Source organism: Streptomyces sp. x-80 (assembly GCF_046549095.1).
Lineage (GTDB): Bacteria > Actinomycetota > Actinomycetes > Streptomycetales > Streptomycetaceae > Streptomyces > Streptomyces celluloflavus.
On record NZ_JAJPWM010000007.1, the window covers coordinates 319378 to 337466 of the forward strand.

At 70.5% G+C, this 18089-nt stretch carries 13 protein-coding genes; 2 read left to right on the forward strand and 11 right to left on the reverse strand.

The window, feature by feature from the left end; genetic code table 11:
* Positions 1 to 513: 513 nt before the first annotated feature.
* The 9 genes from rodA to ACLJWH_RS16735 form a co-directional block, all read right to left on the reverse strand.
* Positions 514 to 1731 carry a rod shape-determining protein RodA gene (rodA, locus tag ACLJWH_RS16695; RefSeq protein WP_411142488.1) on the reverse strand — a complete coding sequence of 406 codons (1218 nt, stop codon included), beginning with the start codon at positions 1729 to 1731 and terminating at the stop codon, positions 514 to 516.
* Complete coding sequence (gene mrdA, locus ACLJWH_RS16700) at positions 1728 to 3866, reverse strand: penicillin-binding protein 2 (RefSeq protein ID WP_411142489.1); 2139 nt, start codon at positions 3864 to 3866, stop codon at positions 1728 to 1730. Before mrdA ends, rodA begins: the two co-directional genes overlap by 4 nt.
* A gap of 49 nt (positions 3867 to 3915) precedes the next feature.
* A complete protein-coding gene (gene mreD, locus ACLJWH_RS16705) occupies positions 3916 to 4644 on the reverse strand; it encodes a rod shape-determining protein MreD (RefSeq protein WP_052855745.1) in 729 nt (242 codons plus the stop codon).
* Positions 4645 to 4647: 3 nt separating this feature from the next.
* A complete protein-coding gene (gene mreC, locus ACLJWH_RS16710) occupies positions 4648 to 5580 on the reverse strand; it encodes a rod shape-determining protein MreC (RefSeq protein ID WP_411142490.1) in 933 nt (310 codons plus the stop codon).
* 247 nt (positions 5581 to 5827) lie between these two features.
* The gene (locus ACLJWH_RS16715) at positions 5828 to 6847 is read right to left on the reverse strand and encodes a rod shape-determining protein (protein WP_052855747.1); all 1020 of its coding nucleotides are present in this window, start codon (positions 6845 to 6847) and stop codon (positions 5828 to 5830) included.
* 290 nt (positions 6848 to 7137) lie between these two features.
* Positions 7138 to 7551 carry a nucleoside-diphosphate kinase gene (gene ndk, locus ACLJWH_RS16720; RefSeq protein ID WP_367431181.1) on the reverse strand — a complete coding sequence of 138 codons (414 nt, stop codon included), beginning with the start codon at positions 7549 to 7551 and terminating at the stop codon, positions 7138 to 7140.
* A gap of 148 nt (positions 7552 to 7699) precedes the next feature.
* Positions 7700 to 8053 carry a DUF4233 domain-containing protein gene (locus ACLJWH_RS16725; protein WP_411142491.1) on the reverse strand — a complete coding sequence of 118 codons (354 nt, stop codon included), beginning with the start codon at positions 8051 to 8053 and terminating at the stop codon, positions 7700 to 7702.
* Positions 8054 to 8055: 2 nt separating this feature from the next.
* Positions 8056 to 9609 carry a bifunctional tetrahydrofolate synthase/dihydrofolate synthase gene (folC, locus tag ACLJWH_RS16730; protein WP_411142492.1) on the reverse strand — a complete coding sequence of 518 codons (1554 nt, stop codon included), beginning with the start codon at positions 9607 to 9609 and terminating at the stop codon, positions 8056 to 8058.
* Between the two features lie 125 nt (positions 9610 to 9734).
* On the reverse strand, positions 9735 to 11183 hold the full coding sequence (locus ACLJWH_RS16735; protein ID WP_411142493.1) for a peptidoglycan D,D-transpeptidase FtsI family protein: 1449 nt from the start codon (positions 11181 to 11183) through the stop codon (positions 9735 to 9737).
* 299 nt (positions 11184 to 11482) lie between these two features.
* Between ACLJWH_RS16735 and ACLJWH_RS16740 the strand changes: the two genes are divergently transcribed.
* Positions 11483 to 12691: a hypothetical protein gene (locus ACLJWH_RS16740; protein WP_411142494.1), complete on the forward strand. Its 1209-nt coding sequence runs from the start codon at positions 11483 to 11485 to the stop codon at positions 12689 to 12691.
* 67 nt (positions 12692 to 12758) lie between these two features.
* Here ACLJWH_RS16740 and ACLJWH_RS16745 read toward each other — a convergent pair whose 3' ends face one another.
* A complete protein-coding gene (locus ACLJWH_RS16745) occupies positions 12759 to 15380 on the reverse strand; it encodes a valine--tRNA ligase (protein WP_411142495.1) in 2622 nt (873 codons plus the stop codon).
* 162 nt (positions 15381 to 15542) lie between these two features.
* On the opposite strand from ACLJWH_RS16745, the gene ACLJWH_RS16750 reads away from it, so the two are divergent.
* Positions 15543 to 16565 carry a hypothetical protein gene (locus ACLJWH_RS16750; protein WP_411142496.1) on the forward strand — a complete coding sequence of 341 codons (1023 nt, stop codon included), beginning with the start codon at positions 15543 to 15545 and terminating at the stop codon, positions 16563 to 16565.
* An 88-nt stretch (positions 16566 to 16653) separates the two neighbouring features.
* Here ACLJWH_RS16750 and clpX read toward each other — a convergent pair whose 3' ends face one another.
* Complete coding sequence (gene clpX, locus ACLJWH_RS16755) at positions 16654 to 17937, reverse strand: ATP-dependent Clp protease ATP-binding subunit ClpX (protein ID WP_052855755.1); 1284 nt, start codon at positions 17935 to 17937, stop codon at positions 16654 to 16656.
* Between the last annotated feature and the right edge of the window lie 152 nt (positions 17938 to 18089).

Here is an 18089-nt window from a genome sequence, read left to right on the forward strand (position 1 = left end):
GAGCGGCGCGGCGCGTGGAGCGGCGCGGCGCGTGGAGCGGCGCGGCGCGGCGGCCAACGGGGAATCCGCGGGCGGCTCCCGGGAGATCACGCGTCCGGGGGCCGAGTGGCACAGGTGACACGAGGCGACTTACGGTGCGCGACCAGCCGCCCACGAACGGTGGCCTCCGGCGCGCACGCCAACCAGCCCGGGGAGGGGCACCCGGGCCCCGGGCACCCCTGCGCCCCCGCATCGCGGCCGTCGCCCGGCGCGCCCCGCTTCCGCACACGTCCCGCGCCGGTTTCCTGACCGCCGGGCACGGTCCGCGCGCAGCAGCGTCCACCCCGCGGCCCCGACGGCCGTCCCGCCCCCGTCCGGCCGCGCCCCCGCCGGGCGTCCGACCGCGCCGCGCGCCGCGTCGCCCGCCTCGCGGACGGCCGGGGCACCGCACCCCGCGCAGGCCCGCCGCACCCCGCACTCCGGTGGTTCGCACCGCATACCGCCGTACCGCCGCCCCGGGTCCCGGGGCGCCCCTCACCGCGCGGCCGACACCGGCCGCTGCGCCCGGATCGACTGCAACAGGCCGATGGCGATCCAGACGGCGAACATGGAGGTGCCGCCGTAGGAGACGAACGGCAGAGGGAGGCCGGTGACGGGCATGATGCCGAGGGTCATGCCGATGTTCTCGAACGCCTGGAAGGCGAACCAGGCGATGATGCCGGCGGCGACGATGGTGCCGTAGAGCTCGGTGGTCTCGCGGGCGATGCGGCAGGCGCGCCACAGCACGACGCCGAGCAGGACGATGATCAGGCCCGCGCCCAGGAAGCCGAGTTCCTCGCCCGCGACGGTGAAGATGAAGTCCGTCTGCTGTTCGGGTACGAACTGGCCGGTGGTCTGGCTGCCGCGGAAGAGCCCGGAGCCGGTCAGGCCGCCGCCGCCGATCGCGATACGGGCCTGGTTGGTGTTGTAGCCGACGCCGGCCGGATCGAGGCTCGGGTTGGCGAAGGCGGCGAAGCGGGCGATCTGGTACTCGTCGAGCAGGCCGAACTGCCAGATGGCGAGGCAGCCCACGACGCCGGTGCCCAGCAGCCCCAGGATCCAGCGGTTGGAGGCGCCGGACGCGAGCAGCACACCGAGGACGATGGCGCCGAGCACCATCACCGACCCGAGGTCGGGCATCAGGAGGATGACGGCGACGGGGATGGCCGCGAGGCCGAGCGCCTGGACGACCGTACGGTGGTCGGGGTGCGGGCGGTCGCCCGCGTCGACCCGGGCCGCCAGGATCATCGCCATGCCGAGGGTGATGGTGATCTTGGTGAACTCGGCGGGCTGCAGCGAGAAACCGCCCGGGATCGCCAGCCAGGACCGCGAGCCGTTGATGGTGGAGCCCAGCGGCGTCAGCACGAGCAGCGCGAGGACGACCGCGAGACCGAACAGGACCGGGACGGCGCCGCGCAGCGTCCGGTGGCCGAGCCAGATCGTGAGAGCGGCCAGCGCCAGCCCGATGCCGGTGTTGAGCAGATGGCGCAGGAAGAAGAAGTACGGTTCGCCGTGGTTGAGTTCGGTGCGGTTGCGGGTGGCGGAGTGGACGAGCACCGCGCCGATGAGCGAGAGCGCCGCGCAGGACAGCAGCAGGACCCAGTCCAGCTTGCGGACGACCGAGTCGCGCGCGGTGATCTTCCCCCAGGCGCCGGGTTCGGGGGCGTAGCGCCGGACGGAGAACGTCCGGGAGGTGTGGTGACTGGCCGTCACTCTTGCTGCCCCTCCTCTTCGTCCGGCAGCGTTTCCGACACCGGCTTGATGGGCTGGGCCTGGATCGTGCCATCGCTCTCGATCTTGGGGAGCGAGGCTTGCGGCTTCGGGAGCAGCGCGGCCTTCTCGTCGATCTGCCCGCTGTCGTCGACGCCGTACAGCGCGTTGTAGATCTTGCGTACGGCCGGGCCCGCGGAGCCGGAGCCCGTACCGCCCTGGGAGATCGTCATCAGGACCGTGTAGTCCTTGGTGTACGTCGCGAACCAGCCCGTCGTCTGCTTGCCGTAGACCTCGGCCGTACCGGTCTTGGCGTGCATCGGGATCTTGTCCTGCGGCCAGCCGCCGAACCGCCAGGCGGCGGTGCCGCGGGTGGCCACGCCCGCCAGCGCGTCGCCGATCTGCCGGAGCGTCTTGGGGCTGTCCGGCAGTTTGCCGTGCGCGGTGGGCCGGATCTCCCGGATGTGCTTGCCGTCGGGGCTGACGACGGCCTTGCCGACGGTCGGGTTGTAGAGGGTGCCGCCGTTGGCGATGGCGGAGTAGATGGTCGCCATCTGGATCGGGGTGACGAGGGTGTCGCCCTGTCCGATGGAGTAGTTGACGGAGTCACCGGCGCGCATCTTCATGCCGGACTCGCAGTTCTCCTTGGCGATCTTCGATACATAGTCGTCGGCGTGCTCGCCCTGCGCGCACCAGCCGTCCTTGTTGGCCTGCCAGTAGTCCTTCTTCCACTGGCGGTCGGGAACCCGGCCCCGTACCTCGTTGGGCAGGTCGATACCGGTCTCCTTGCCCAGGCCGAACTGGTGGGCGGTCTTGTAGAACCAGTCCGCGGGGTGGGTGGGGTTGTTGCCGCCGTCCTTCTGCCACTGCTTGTAGGCGAGGTCGTAGAAGACGGTGTCGCAGGAGACCTCCAGCGCGCGGCCGAGGCTGATGGCGCCGTAGTTCTCGGACTCGAAGTTCTTGAACACCTGGTCGCCGATGTTGAACGCGCTGGTGCAGGGGTAGTGGCCGTCGAAGTCGTAACCGGCGTTGACCGCGGCGGTGGTCGAGATGACCTTGAAGATCGAGCCGGGAGCCGCCTGCCCCTGGATCGCGCGGTTCAGCAGCGGGTAGTTGGAGTCCTTGCCGGTGAGCTTGGCGTAGTCCTTGCCGGAGATCCCGCCGACCCAGGCGTTGGGGTCGTAGGTGGGGCTGGAGGCCATCGCCACCACCCGGCCGGTCTGCGTCTCCATGACGACCACGGCGCCCGCGTCGGCCTTGTAGTTGGTGCCGGTGTTCTTGTCGAACACGTTGCGGGCGTCCTTCTGCGCCTGGTCCAGCTCCTTCTCCGCTATGGCCTGGACGCGGGCGTCGATGCTGGTGATGACGTGGGAGCCGGGCACCGCGCGGTCGCTCTTGGCCTTGCCGATGACCCGGCCGAGGTTGTCGACCTCGTAGCGGGTGACGCCGGCCTTGCCGCGCAGCTCGCTGTCGTACGTCCGCTCCAGCCCCGACCGGCCGATCTGGTCGGAGCGCAGCAGCGGCGAGCGGCTGTCCTTGGCCTTGGTGATCTCGTCGTCGGTGACCGGCGAGAGGTAGCCGAGGACCTGGGCGGAGTTGGCGTCGCCCGGGGCGGCGTAGCGGCGGACGGCGGTGGGCTCGGCGCTGATGCCGGGGAAGTCCTCGGAGCGCTCGCGGATCTGGAGGGCCTGCTGGGTGGTGGCCTTGTCCGTGATCGGGATCGGCTGGTAGGGCGACCCGTTCCAGCAGGGCTGCGGCGTCTTGGCGTCACAGAGCCGGACCTTGTTGCGGATCTCCTCCTCGGGCATGCCGAGCACCTGGGAGAGCCGGGCGAGGACGGCCTTGCCGTGGTCCTTTATCTTCAGCAGGTCGGTGCGGCTGGCGGAGACGACCAGCCGGGTCTGGTTGTCGGCCAGCGGCACGCCCCGGGCGTCGAGGATGGAGCCGCGGGTGGCGGGGTCGATGACCTGCTGTACGTGGTTGCTCCGCGCCTGGTTGGCGTACTCCTTGCCGTTGCGGATCTGGAGGTACCAGAGCCGGCCGCCGAGCGTGAGCAGAAGCGAGAAGACCAGGATCTGAATCGCGATGAGACGGACCGTGACACGGGAGGTGCGGCCGGTCTCCGGAATGTTACTCATGGCGCGCAGCGCCTCCGTGAGGGGTGGTGGCCGGGAGACGGGTGGGATTTCACAGGCGCTTGACCCCCTTGATACGTCCTGCCTTGTTACGGGCCGACCTGGTGAGCAGTCCGCCTCGCTGGCCGCCGATCCGGGCCTCCCTGGGCATCCGGGCCGCCTTGGGCATCCGGCCGCGGCTGGCCTTGAGTCCGGTGCCGGTGCTGAGCCAGCTGTACCCCGCCTCGCGGCCCTTGGCGGTCCCGCTCTGGCCGCCGGTGCCGTCGCCGGTCAGCGGATCGCCCTCCGTCCGGCGCGCCAGCGCCATCACCAGCGGGACGGTGAAGGGGGCGAGCAGCAGGTCGTAGAGGGTGGCGCTGAGCAGCAGCCCGCCGACGCCGACGTGCCGGGCGGCGGTGTCGCCGACGAGCGCGCCGACGCCGGCGTAGAGCAGGGTGGAGCCGATGGCCGCGCCGATGACGACCATGAGGGGGACCGTCGCCGAGCGGTGCTGCCCGGAGTCCGGTTTGGTCAGTCCCGCGAGGTAGCCGATGACGCAGAGCACCAGGGCGAAGCGGCCGATGGCGTGGTCGGAGGGCGGCGCGAGGTCGGCGAGCAGCCCGGCGCCGAAGCCGATGAGGGCGCCGCCGACATGGCCGTAGACGAGCGCGAGGCCGAGCACGACGAGCAGCAGCAGGTCCGGTACGGCGCCGGGCAGTTGGAGCCGGCCGAGGATGCTGACCTGGATGACGAGGGCGACGACGATCAGCGGGGTCGAGAGCAGAATCCGGTTGATGCGCATCGGTCAGCTCCTGGTGGGATCGCTCGCGGTGGGGGTGGCCGTGACGGTGATCGTCGGCGTCGGCGCGGGCTTGGCGGGCCGGGCCGGCAGGACGGTGTCGCGGGGGTCCTCACGGGGCGGCTGGACGACGATGCCGACGATGTCGAGCTGGGAGAAGGTGACGTAGGGCCGGACCTGGAGGGTGCGGGTCAGGTCACCGTTGGCGGGCTCGACCTTGACCACCCGGCCGACCGGTACGCCGGGCACGAACGGCTTGTCGGCGCTGGAGCCGAAGGTGACCATCCGGTCGCCCTTCTTGACGTCGGCCCTGCCGTTGAGGAGTTCGACGCGCAGCGACTGGCCGCCCTGGCCGTTGCCGAAGCCGATCTCGTTGGTGGTCTCCATGCGGGTGCCGACGGTGAACTCGGGGTCGTTGGCCAGCAGTACGGTGGCGGTGTGCGCGCCGACGGTGGTGACCCGGCCGACCAGGCCGTCCCCGTTGACGACGGTCATGTCGCGGGCGATGCCGTCGCGGCTGCCGGCGTCGATGGTGACGGTCCAGGAGAAGCCCTGGGCCGCGCCGATGGCGATGACCTCGGCGCCCTTGATGCCGTACTGGCCGGCGCCCGCGGTCTTGAGCATCTTGTCGAGCTCGGCGGCGCGGCTGCGGTTGCGGTCGGACGAGCCGAGCCTGGCCTTCAGGGCGGCGTTCTCGTGCTCCAGCGCGCTGATCCGGGTGTGCCGCTCGCCGGAGTCCCGTACGGCGCCGACGGCGTTGCCGACCGGGTTGACGGCGCGGGCGACGCCGTTCTCGATCGGGCCGAAGGCGGCGGCAGCGGCTCGGCGGGCACCGTCGAGCGGGGACTGCTCGCCGCCGCGGATGTCCACCGTGATCAACGCGAACGCGATCGCGACCAGCAGCACCAGCAGCAGCCGGCTCTCTCGTGTGTCCCTCACGTGCGGCGGCCGTGTCCTTCCTCGTAGGACCGGCCGGCTGCGTGCCCGCACCGGTCTCGTTCGGGAGTTGAGCGTTGTGCCTGTGTGCGCGGTGCCGTGGTGGTGAAGTGTCAGTGCACCGTGTCGGTAGGGGTGTTGTGCCTGTATATCAGCGATCCGCCGGGCGCAGCCGCCGGTGCGCGGGGTGCCCGGCCCCGCCCGTGGGCGCCATGTGACGCCCGCGGGCGGGGCCGGGACCGGAGTGCTGCTACCTGCGCGGCTGGGAGTCGAGGACCTGCTGGAGCGCCTCGAACTCCTCGACGCACTTGCCGGACCCGAGCGCGACGGAGTCGAGGGGGTCCTCGGCGATGTGGATGGGCATACCGGTCTCGCGGCGCAGACGCTCGTCGAGGCCGCGGAGCAGGGCGCCGCCGCCGGTGAGCACGATGCCGCGGTCCATGACGTCGCCGGACAGCTCCGGGGGGCACTTGTCGAGGGTCGTCTTGACCGCGTCGACGATGGAGTTGACCGGTTCCTCGATGGCCTTGCGGACCTCGGTCGCCGAGATGACGACGGTCTTCGGCAGGCCGGAGACCAGGTCGCGGCCGCGGATCTCGGTGTGCTCGTCCTGGTCGAGGTCGTACGCGGAGCCGATGGTGATCTTGATGCTCTCGGCGGTGCGCTCGCCCAGCAGAAGGCTGTACTCCTTCTTGATGTGCTGGATGATCGCGTTGTCGAGCTCGTCACCGGCGACGCGGATGGACTGGGCCGTGACGATCCCGCCGAGCGAGATGACCGCGACCTCGGTGGTGCCGCCGCCGATGTCCACGACCATGTTGCCGGTGGCCTCGTGGACCGGCAGGCCGGAACCGATGGCGGCGGCCATCGGCTCCTCGATGATGTGGACCTGGCGCGCGCCGGCCTGGGTCGACGCCTCGATGACGGCACGGCGCTCGACCCCGGTGATACCGGAGGGGACGCAGACGACCACCCGGGGGCGGGCCAGATAGCGGCGCTTGTGGATCTTCAGGATGAAGTAGCGGAGCATCCGCTCGGTGATCTCGAAGTCGGCGATCACGCCGTCCTTCAGGGGGCGCACGGCGACGATGTTGCCCGGCGTCCGCCCGATCATCTTCTTCGCCTCGGCACCGACCGCGAGGATGCCGCCGGTGTTGGTGTTGATGGCCACGACCGACGGTTCGTTGAGGACGATGCCGCGGCCCCTGACGTACACCAGCGTGTTGGCGGTCCCGAGGTCGACAGCCATGTCACGGCCGATGAACGACATGTTGTTCCCCATGAGGATACGTCTGGCCTTCCCAACTTGAGCGAATGCTTACGGAGGTCGGCAGGTGATGCGCCATGCGGCGCGGAAGCTTCCATCGTAGTCGTGTCGTCTTGCCCACTCGAACACGGTGGGCTCTTCCGCCATTGTCAGCTGTACACGCCTTCGCCCCTCTTAATGGGGACGTCGTGTCGCGCTGATACGTTCCCCCGTTCAGGGCTCGGACGCCGAAGGGCGACCGAGGTGTCCCTCGGTCGCCCCTGGTCACAACAGGTTGCGCGGCTGACGAAGCGTCAGGAAATTCCGGGAAAGAAAATCTTGATCTCGCGCTCCGCGGACTCCTCGGAGTCCGAGGCGTGGATCAGATTCTCCCGGGTGATCGTGCCGAAGTCCCCACGAATGGAGCCACTCGGCGCGGCGATCGGGTCCGTCGGACCGGCGAGCGCCCGCACGCCCTCGATCACGCGCTCGCCCTCGACGACCAGCGAGACGACCGGGCCGGAGGACATGAAGGCGACCAGCGGCTCGTAGAAAACCTTGCCGACGTGCTCGGCGTAGTGCTGCTCCAGGATCTCGCGGTCCAGGGTGCGCAGTTCCAGGGCGCCGATCGTCCAGCCGGCCTTCTTCTCGATACGGCCGAGGATCTCGCCGACCAGACCGCGCCGGACCGCGTCGGGCTTGAGGAGGACGAGGGTGCGCTGGCTCACGAGAAGACTCCTTGTATACGAAAGACCGTCAGCGGGTGCCCTGAGGCTACATGGGCGACATGGCCGCCCGCGGCCCAGCCCCGGGCTCCGGCACGGGCCGTACGGCCCCCGCCGCCCGGCCCCGGCGCCGGACCGGCCGCCGGCGGCCCTAAGCCGGGTCCGCCGCCGCCTCGGCCTGCGCCGCCCAGCGGGCCTTCGCCTCGTCGATCTTGCGGCCGAAGTGGACCGACGCCCACCACAACGCCGTGAACACCGCGCCGAGGAAGAACATCGTCGGGACGACCAGACCGCTGGCGATCAGCGCTATCTGGAGCGCCCAGCCCAGCTGGATACCGCCCGGCCGGGTCAGCATCCCGCACAGCAGCACGCACAGCAGCATCGCGATACCGCTGACCGTCCAGATCGTCGCCGCCGACAGATCGCTGAGCTGCATCGCGACCAGTCCGGCGAAGCCGATCACGAAGACCTCGCCGATCAGCGTGCTCGCACACAGGGTGCGCATGGTCAGCCCCTTCCCAACAGCAGCCGGGCCTCGCCGACCGTGATCACGGAGCCGGTGACGAGTACGCCCGCTCCGGAGAATTCGCCCTCTTCCTCGGCGAGGGTGATCGCCGCCTCCAGGGCGTCGTCCAGCCGCGGCTCGACCTGGACCCGTTCGGCGCCGAAGACCTCGACGGCGACGGCAGCCAGTGCGTCGGCGTCCATCGCGCGGTGACTGGAGTTACGGGTCACCACCACCTCGGCGAAGATCGGCTCGAACGCCTCCAGGAAACCCCGGACGTCCTTGTCCGCACTGGCGCCGACGACGCCCACCAGCCGGCTGAAGCCGAACGCCTCGGTGACCGCCTCGGCCGCGGCCCGCGCGCCCGCCGGGTTGTGCGCCGCGTCCAGCACCACGGTCGGGCTGCGCCGGACGACCTCCATCCGGCCCGGGGAGGCGACCGCGGCGAAGGCGGTGCGGATCGTCTCGATGTCCAGCGTGCGGGCGTGCTCGGAGCCGATGCCGAAGAACGCCTCGACCGCGGCGAGCGCCACCGCGGCGTTGTGCGCCTGGTGGGCGCCGTAGAGCGGAAGGAAGATCTCCGGGTACTCGCCGCCCAGCCCGCGCAGCGTCAGCATCTGGCCGCCGACCGCCACCTCACGGCTCAGCACCCCGAACTCCATGCCCTCGCGGGCGACCGTGGCGTCCACCTCGACGGCGCGCTTGAGCAGCACGGACGCGGCGTCCACCGGCTGCTGGGCCAGCACGACCGTCGCGTCCTTCTTGATGATTCCGGACTTCTCGACGGCGATCTGCTCGGGGGTCTCCCCCAGCCGGTCGGTGTGGTCCAGCGCGATCGGGGTGACGACGGCGACGGCGCCGTCGATGACGTTCGTCGCGTCCCAGGTGCCGCCCATGCCGACCTCGACGACCGCGACGTCCACCGGCGCGTCCGCGAAGGCGGCGAAGGCCATCGCCGTCAGCACCTCGAAGAACGACAGGCGGTACTCCTGCTGGGCGTCGACCATCTCCACGTACGGCGCGATGTCCCGGTACGTCTCGATGAAGCGCTCGGCGGAGATCGGGCTGCCGTCCAGGCTGATCCGCTCGGTGACGGACTGGACGTGCGGGCTCGTGTAGCGGCCGGTGCGCAGGTCGAAGGCGGCCAGCAGGCCCTCGATCATGCGGGCGGTGCTGGTCTTGCCGTTCGTGCCCGTGATGTGGATCGCCGGGTAGGCGCGCTGCGGGGCGCCCAGGATGTCCAGCAGGGCCACGATGCGCTGCACCGACGGGTCGAGCTTGGTCTCACCCCAGCGGCCGGCCAGCTCCTCCTCGACCGCGCGCAGCGCACGGTCGACCTCGGGGTCGGCGGGGCGGGTGGGGACCCCGTCCCCCTGCGGCGGTCCGGCCTGCGCGCGCAGGGTCCGGCTGCCGGCCTCGATCACCGCGAGGTCGGGGTTCGGGGTGTCCTCGGCGCGATCCGGGCCGGGAGCCCGGGGCAGGCCGGTCGCCGCCTCGGCCTGTTCGTCGGAGGCGTCGGTCGGGTCGGGATCGTCGTTCTGAGGGCGCTCGCTCACACCGACCAGTCTACGAGGCACCACTGACAGCGGTCGCGCTGCGTTGCGCCCTCGGGTACCGCCCCCGGTCCCGGCCGCCGCCCCGGCGGCCCCGCCGTCCCGCGCCCCGCTCCCACGCCCCGCCGCTACGCGAGCGCCGCCTTCATCATCGCGCGGGCGATCGGCGCGGCCAGCCCGTTGCCGGAGATCTCGTTGCGGGAGGCGTTGCTGTCCTCGACCATCACGGCCACCGCCACCTGGCGGCCCTTGGCGTCCTGCGCGTACGAGACGAACCAGGCATACGGCGTGCCGCTGTTGTCCACGCCGTGCTGGGCGGTGCCCGTCTTGCCGCCGACGGTCAGCCCGCCGATCTTCGCGTTCGACCCGGTGCCCTTGTCGACCACGGTCTGCATCGCCGACCGCAGCTGCTCGGCGGTCCGCGCCGACATCGCCTTGCCGTACGTCCGGGGAGCGCTCTGCTCGATCGTCTTGCCGCCGCCGTCCGTCACCTTGTCGACCAGCTGCGGGGACATCAGCTCACCGCCGTTCGCGATGGCCGAGGTGACCATCGCCATCTGGAGCGGCGTCGCCTGGTCGTCGAACTGGCCGATACCGGACAGCGCGGTCTGCGCCGCGTCCATGTCGGTGGGGTAGACGCTCTTGGCGGCCCGGACCGGGGTGTCCATCTTGCCGTCGTTGAAGCCGAACTTCTCGGCCTGCGCGGCCACCTTGTCCTTGCCCAGGTCGGCGGCCATCTTCGCGAAGACGGTGTTGCAGGAGTACTGGAGCGCGGTGCGGATGTCCGCGTTCTCACAGGGCGCGGCGGCGTTCTCGTTGGTGAGCGTGGTGCGGGTGTGCGGCAGGACGTACGGGTTGGGGCTGTCGGTGGGCTCGTCCACCGAGGAGTACAGGCCGTTCTCCAGCGCGGCCGCGGCGACCACCAGCTTGAACGTCGAACCGGGCGGCAGCGGCTGGCGCAGCGCGCGGTTGAGATCGGGCTTGCTCTTGTCCGCCGCCAGCGCCTGCCACGCCCGCTGGTCGGCGCCGCCCGACCCGGCGAACGTCCCCGGGTCGTACGACGGGGTGCTGACCATCCCCAGGATCCGGCCGGTCGCCGGGTCCAGGGCGACCGCCGCGCCCGTCTTGCCGCCGAGCGCCCGGTAGCCGGCCTCCTGTACCGCGGAGTCGATGGTGGTCGCCACGTCACCGCCCTTGGCCCGCTGGCGCGTCAGCGTGTCGACGGGGTTCTGCAACCGGCTGTCGGAGCCGTCCAGGACGTCGCCGTAGAGGCTCTCCAGCTGGTTGCTGCCGTAGATCTGCGAGGCGAAGCCGGTGACCGGTGCGTACAGCGGGCCGTTCTGGTACGTCCGCTTGTACCTGAGGTCGGAGGAGGTCGCGGTGGAGCCGGTGACCGGCTGCCCGTCGACGAGGATGTTCCCCAGCGGCGCGGCGTACCTGCCGATCGCCACCCGCGGGTTGTGCGGATCCTCCTCGTACGTGCTCGCCTTGGCGCCCTGGATCCAGGTCACCCACCCCATGAGCGCGAGCACCAGGATCAGACAGCAGACCGAGATCCGTCGCAGGGGTTTGTTCATGAGCGGCGCGGCTCCTCGGTGCTCGGCGGACGGCGGTGCCGGGGATACGGCGCCGCCGGGGTGCGGCGGTACCGGATGTACGGCTTTGCCGGAAACATCGGCAATCCGCTCCACCGTGCCTCGCCTTCATGAGAGCCCCATGAGAGGGCGATGAGAGCGACCGGCCGGGCCGCCGAGACAACTCTTTGCCGCGTTCCGCCCTCTTCGACGGCGGGCTCTGTACGCGCCCCGCCCTTTCACACGACAGGACCCCACGGGGAAGCAGGAGCTGAAGACGAGTGCCGGCAATCAGTCAGCGGATGCATCTCATACTGCTCACCGCGTGGACCGTGCTGTGGTTCGCCGTGGTCGAACCGCACGGCGGCTTCTCCTGGCACTATCTGCGCACCGGCGGCGAGCTGATCTACCAGGGCACGGCCGGCGACGGCACCGGCGGGCTCAACCTCTACGCCCACCACCCCGAACTCCAGATGGGCCCCATCAGCTTCCTGGTGGCCGGTCTGTTCAACCCCTTCCCCGAGGCCACCGGGCAGTTCCTGGCCGCGGCCCTGATGTCGCTGCTCGGCCTGGTCATCGTGGTACTGGCGGGCCGCAGCGCCGCCCACCACTTCCTGGGCACCGGCACCAACCACCAGCGGCTGCGGCAGCGCGTCCTGATCGCCGGACTGGCCTTCATCCCCATGTGGATCGAGGTCGCGGTCCGCTTCGGGCATCTCGACGACGTCCTCGCGCTGTTCTTCACCGCCCTCGCCGTACGGTCCGTCACCCGTGGCAGCGCCGTCCTCACCGGCGCCTGCCTGGCGCTGGCCATGGACTCCAAACCGACCGCGCTGGCGTTCGTCCCGCTGCTGCTCGCCCTCCCGAAGGAGAAGTGGCTGCGCGCGGCCCTGTGGTGCGGGGGGCTGGTCGCCGTCGCCTGGCTGCCGTTCTTCATCGGCGACTCGCGGTCCTTCGCCGCGGCGCAGTTCGCCATCCCCAACCATCCGGCGTCCGCGCTGCGCTGGCTGGGCGTCGGCGACCCGGAAACCCCCGGCTGGGACCGGCCCGCGCAGGCCGCGCTGGGGCTGGCGCTGGGCTGCGTGGCCGTGTGGCGCGGGCGCTGGGCCGCGGTGGTCCTGCTGGGCGCCAACGCCCGCATCGTGCTGGACCCGAGCGTCTACACGTACTACACCGCGTCCGTGCTGCTCGGCACCCTGCTGTGGGACGTCATCGGCCAGCGCCGGCTGGTCCCCTGGTGGAGCTGGCTGGCCCTGCTCATCCTCTACGGCAGCGTCTTCGTCGTCCCCGACGATTCGGTGCGCGGCTTCATCCGGCTGGCGTTCGTGGCCGTCTCGACGGCGTACGTCCTGCTGTGGCCGGTACGGGAGCGGGGCGGACGCGGCGGGATACGGGGACGGCGCAGGCCCCCGCGCGCCGAGCACGAGGGCCTGGACGACACCTCAGCTCCCGCGGAGCCGGCCGCGCCTTGTCCCTACCCGCAGCGGCCGGGTCCGGCACACCCCCGCTGACGCAAGGAAAAACCGCCGCTGCCAGTGGAGCAGACCCCACTGACAGCGGCGGTTCAACCGTTCCGGTTCAGCCCTGCGGCAACGACGCCAGTTGCGCGGAGAGCCGCTCGATATCGGCCTCGGCGGCGGCCTGACGCGTACGGATCTTGTCCTTGACCTGCTCCGGCGCCTTGGCGAGGAACGCCTCGTTGCCCAGCTTGGCCGTCGTCTGCGCCAGTTCCTTCTCCGCGCCGGCCAGGTCCTTCGTCAGCCGCTTGCGCTCGGCGTCGACGTCGATGGCGCCGGACAGGTCCAGGGCGACCGTGGCGCCCGCGACCGGCAGGGAGGCGGTGGCGTTGAAGTCGTCACCGGCCGGCTGGAGCCGCAGCAGCGCACGCATCGCCGCCTCGTGCGCCGCCAGCGCCGTACCGGACAGGTCCAGCTTCGCGGGGACCTTCTGGCCCGGCTGGAGCCCCTGGTCGGAGCGGAACCGGCGGACCTCCGTGACGACCTGCTGGACGGTGCCGATCTCCCGCTCCGCCGCCGCGTCCCGGAAGCCGGAGTCCACCGGCCAGTCGGCGATGACGAGCGACTCGCCGCCGGTCAGCGTCGTCCACAGGGTCTCGGTGACGAACGGGACGATCGGGTGCAGCAGGCGCAGCGTGACGTCCAGCACCTCGCCCAGCACCCGGCGCGAGGCGTCGGCGGCCGGTCCGCCCGCCATGAAGGTGGTCTTGGACAGCTCGACGTACCAGTCGAAGACCTCGTCCCACGCGAAGTGGAAGAGGGTGTCCGACACCTTCGCGAACTGGTAGTCCTCGTAGTACGCGTCCACCTCGGTGACGACCGAGTTGAGCCGGGAGAGGATCCACCGGTCGGTCGCCGACAGCTGCTCGGCCGGCGGCAGTGCGCCCTCGACGGTCGCGCCGTTCATCAGCGCGAAGCGCGTCGCGTTCCAGATCTTGTTGGCGAAGTTGCGCGATCCCTGGACCCAGTCCTCGCCGATCGGGACGTCGATGCCCGGGTTGGCGCCGCGGGCGAGGGTGAACCGGAGGGCGTCGGAGCCGTAGGCGTCCATCCAGTCCAGCGGGTTGACCGCGTTCCCGAAGGACTTGGACATCTTCTTGCCGAACTGGTCGCGGACCATGCCGTGCAGCACGATGGTGCGGAACGGCGGGGTGCCGTCCATCGCGTAGAGGCCGAACATCATCATCCGGGTGACCCAGAAGAACAGGATGTCGTAGCCGGTGACGATGACCGAGTTCGGATAGAACTTCTCCAGGCTCGGGGTCCGCTCGGGCCAGCCGAGCGTGGAGAACGGCCACAGCCCGGACGAGAACCAGGTGTCCAGGACATCCGTCTCCTGCGTCCAGCCCTCGCCGGCCGGCACCTCGTCGTCCGGTCCGACGCAGACGGTCTCGCCGTCCGGCCCGTACCAGACCGGGATGCGGTGGCCCCACCACAGCTGCCGCGAGATGCACCAGTCGTGGAGGTTGTCGACCCAGCCGAAGTAGCGGGACTCCATCTCCTGGGGGTGGATGGTGACCTCGCCGCTGCGGACCGCGTCACCGGCGGCCTTCGCCAGCGGGCCGACCTTGACCCACCACTGCATGGACAGCCGCGGTTCGATGGTGGTCTTGCAGCGCGAGCAGTGCCCGACGGAGTGCGTGTACGGGCGCTTCTCGGCGACGATCCGGCCCTCGGCGCGCAGCGCGGCGACGATCGCCGACCGGGCCTCGAAGCGGTCCAGGCCCTGGAACGGGCCGTGTGCGGTGATGACCCCGCGCTCGTCGAGGACGGAGATGTGGGGCAGATCGTGCCGGCGGCCGATCTCGAAGTCGTTCGGGTCGTGGGCCGGGGTGACCTTGACCGCGCCGGTGCCGAACTCCGGGTCGACGTGCTCGTCCGCGACGACCGGGATACGGCGGCCGGTCAGCGGCAACTCGATCTCGGTGCCCACGAGATGGGCGTACCGCGCGTCCTCGGGGTGGACCGCGACCGCGGTGTCACCGAGCATCGTCTCGGCCCGCGTCGTGGCGACGACGATGGCGGTGTCACCCTCGCCGTACCGGATCGAGACGAGCTCGCCGTCGTCGTCCTGGTACTCGACCTCGATGTCCGAGATGGCGGTCATACAGCGCGGGCACCAGTTGATGATGCGCTCGGCGCGGTAGATCAGGCCGTCGTCGTAGAGCCGCTTGAAGATCGTCTGGACGGCCTGGGAGAGGCCCTCGTCCATCGTGAAGCGCTCGCGCGACCACGCGACGCCCTCGCCGAGCCGGCGCATCTGCCCGGAGATCTGCCCGCCGGACTCGTTCTTCCACTGCCAGACCCGCTCGACGAACGCCTCGCGGCCCAGGTCGTCGCGGGAGACGCCCTCCTTGGCCAGCTCGCGCTCGACGACGTTCTGAGTGGCGATACCGGCGTGGTCCATGCCCGGCTGCCACAGCGTCTCGAAGCCCTGCATCCGCTTACGGCGGGTGAGCGCGTCGATGAGCGTGTGCTCGAAGGCGTGCCCCAGGTGCAGGGAGCCCGTGACGTTCGGCGGCGGGATGACGACGGTGTACGGCGGCTTCTCGCTCTTCTCGTCGGCGTCGAAGTAACCCCGCTCTACCCAGCGCTCGTACAGCGGCCCCTCTACGTCGGCCGGCGTGTACTGAGTCGGCAGTTCGGGGGCGCTGTGGTTGCTCTGCTGAGTGTTCTCGGTCACGACGCACAGTGTACGGGCGGGGATGTCGCAGGTTCGAATCGGTTTCGCCCCCGGGGCGCCCGCTGTCAGCGGCGTCGTACAGGATGTCGGCAGCGCATGAACATCACGGACAGCACGCACGAAGCGTCCGCTGCCATCAGTTGTCACGAGGGGAACCGTTCCATGAGCTTCAACCAGCCGCCTCCGGGCCCGTACGGCCAGCAGCCCCCGCAGCCGGGTCCGTACGGCCAGCCGCCGCAGCAGCCGGGTCCGTACGGCCAGCCGCCGCAGCAGCCGCCGGCCCCGCAGCCCGGATACGGCTACCCGCAGCAGGGCGGTCCGGTATCTCCTCAGCAGGGCGGTCAGATGCCTGAGCAGCAGGGCTACGGCTATCCCCAGCAGGGCGGGCAGCCCGGCTACCCCCAGCAGCCCCCCTACGGCCAGCAGCCGCCGTACGGCCAGCCGCCCCAGCAGCCGGCGCCCTACGGTCAGCAGACCCCGTACGGCGCCCTCCCCCAGGGCCCGCCGGAGGGCGGCGGCAAGGGCAAGAAGATCGGCCTGATCGTCGGCGCGGTGGCCGTCGTCGCGGCGATCGGCGTGGGCGCGTACTTCGTCTTCGGCTCGGGCGGCGATGTGAAGCCGTACAAGATCGCGCTGCCGGAGAGCCTGCTGAGCGGGGAGTTCCACAAGGCGGCCGGCGCCGGCTCCGGCGGCGAGGAGGACCTCCGCAACGACAGGACGACCAAGGCACTGGGCATCACGGAGGCCAAGGGCGTCAGCGGCGCCTACGAGAACACCGCCAAGCTGAAGGTCCATGTCTCGGGCGCCTACGGCAAGGTCGCCAACCCCGAGACGGCCGTGGACCAGATGTTCACCCAGGTCGAGAAAAGCCAGCAGGAGGCCCTGGGAAGCCGTCAGGCCAAGCTGGAGACGGTCACGCCGGTGACCAAGTACTCCCCGAGCGGCTTCGACGGCACGGTGCTGAAGTGCAAGACGCTGAAGGTCTCGGCCTCGGCGGGCGGTATGACGATGTCCTCCGACGTCTCCGTCTGCATCTGGGGTGACAGCAGCGCCCTCGGCGTGGTCCAGGCGGTCCCGGCCGCGCCCTCGCCCACGGGTGGCACCGCCACCCAGGCGCCCGGCGCCAAGGACCTCGCCGAGAAGACCGCCAAGATCCGCAATGAGGTCCGGCAGGAAATCAAGTAGTCCGGGCCACACCGCATATGACGGAGCCGCCCGGCAGCGTGATCGCTGCCGGGCGGCTCCGTTCGTACGTGCCCGCGAGGTGCGCGCGCTACGCGCTCTTCTCGTGCGGTTCGCCGGACTCGCCGCGGTTCCGCGGCACCAGCGTCGGGTTCACGTTGGAGTGGACGACCTCCTCGGTGATGACGACGCGGGCGACGTCCTTGCGGGAGGGAACCTCGTACATCATGGACATCAGGACCTCTTCCATGATGGCGCGCAGGCCCCGGGCGCCGGTGCCGCGCAGGATGGCCTGGTCCGCGATGGCCTCCAGCGCCGGGCGGTCGAAGTCCAGCTCCACACCGTCGAGTTCGAAGAGCCGCTGGTACTGCTTGACGAGGGCGTTGCGCGGCTCGACCAGGATCTGGAGCAGGGCCTCGCGGTCGAGGTTGTGCACCGAGGTGAGGACCGGGAGACGGCCGATGAACTCCGGGATCATCCCGAACTTCACCAGGTCCTCCGGCATGACCTCCTGGAGCTGGTCCTTGGACTCGATCTCGCGCTTGGAGCGGATCGTGGCGCCGAAGCCGATGCCCTTGGTGCCGGACCGGGCCTCGATGATCTTCTCCAGTCCGGCGAACGCGCCGCCCACGATGAACAGCACGTTCGTCGTGTCGATCTGGATGAACTCCTGGTGCGGGTGCTTGCGGCCGCCCTGCGGCGGTACGGAGGCGGTGGTGCCCTCCAGGATCTTCAGCAGCGCCTGCTGGACGCCCTCACCGGAGACGTCACGCGTGATCGACGGGTTTTCGCTCTTCCGGGCGACCTTGTCGATCTCGTCGATGTAGATGATGCCGGTCTCGGCCTTCTTGATGTCGAAGTCCGCGGCCTGGATGAGCTTGAGGAGGATGTTCTCGACGTCCTCGCCGACATAGCCCGCCTCGGTCAGCGCCGTCGCGTCGGCGAACGCGAAGGGGACGTTCAGCATCCGGGCGAGCGTCTGCGCGAGCAGCGTCTTGCCGGAGCCGGTCGGGCCGAGCAGCAGGATGTTGGACTTGCCGAGCTCGATGCCCTCGTCGCCGCGGCCGCCGCCGTTCTCGCCCGCCTGCACCCGCTTGTAGTGGTTGTAGACGGCCACCGAGAGCGCCTTCTTGGCGGGCGCCTGGCCCACGACATAGCCCTCGAGGAACTCGTAGATCTCCCGGGGCTTGGGGAGTTCCTCCCACCGCACCTCGGAGGTCTCGGCGAGCTCCTCCTCGATGATTTCGTTGCAGAGGTCGATGCACTCGTCGCAGATGTACACACCAGGTCCCGCGATGAGCTTCTTCACCTGCTTCTGGCTCTTCCCGCAGAATGAGCACTTGAGCAGGTCGCCGCCGTCACCGATGCGTGCCACGAGGTGCTTCCCCTTCGCCTGGGATCCGCATTGCTCCACGGACCCTGGTGCTTGCCTATCGACGGTACCTTGCCGGGCCCCCCGTACGGGCCCCCCTTGGACCGACTCGGTTCACTCGGTCCAAGGGGGCGACTCTCCGGCTCAACTCGCGC

Bases quoted from the DNA above. Each gene is read 5' to 3' on its own strand.
- mrdA (WP_411142489.1), bottom strand. From the start codon at position 3,866: ATGAGTAACATTCCGGAGACCGGCCGCACCTCCCGTGTCACGGTCCGT.
- mreD (WP_052855745.1), bottom strand. From the start codon at position 4,644: ATGCGCATCAACCGGATTCTGCTCTCGACCCCGCTGATCGTCGTCGCC.
- ACLJWH_RS16715 (WP_052855747.1), bottom strand. From the start codon at position 6,847: ATGTCGTTCATCGGCCGTGACATGGCTGTCGACCTCGGGACCGCCAAC.
- ACLJWH_RS16725 (WP_411142491.1), bottom strand. From the start codon at position 8,053: ATGCGCACCCTGTGTGCGAGCACGCTGATCGGCGAGGTCTTCGTGATC.
- ACLJWH_RS16735 (WP_411142493.1), bottom strand. From the start codon at position 11,183: ATGAACAAACCCCTGCGACGGATCTCGGTCTGCTGTCTGATCCTGGTG.
- ACLJWH_RS16740 (WP_411142494.1), top strand. From the start codon at position 11,483: ATGCATCTCATACTGCTCACCGCGTGGACCGTGCTGTGGTTCGCCGTG.
- ACLJWH_RS16750 (WP_411142496.1), top strand. From the start codon at position 15,543: ATGAGCTTCAACCAGCCGCCTCCGGGCCCGTACGGCCAGCAGCCCCCG.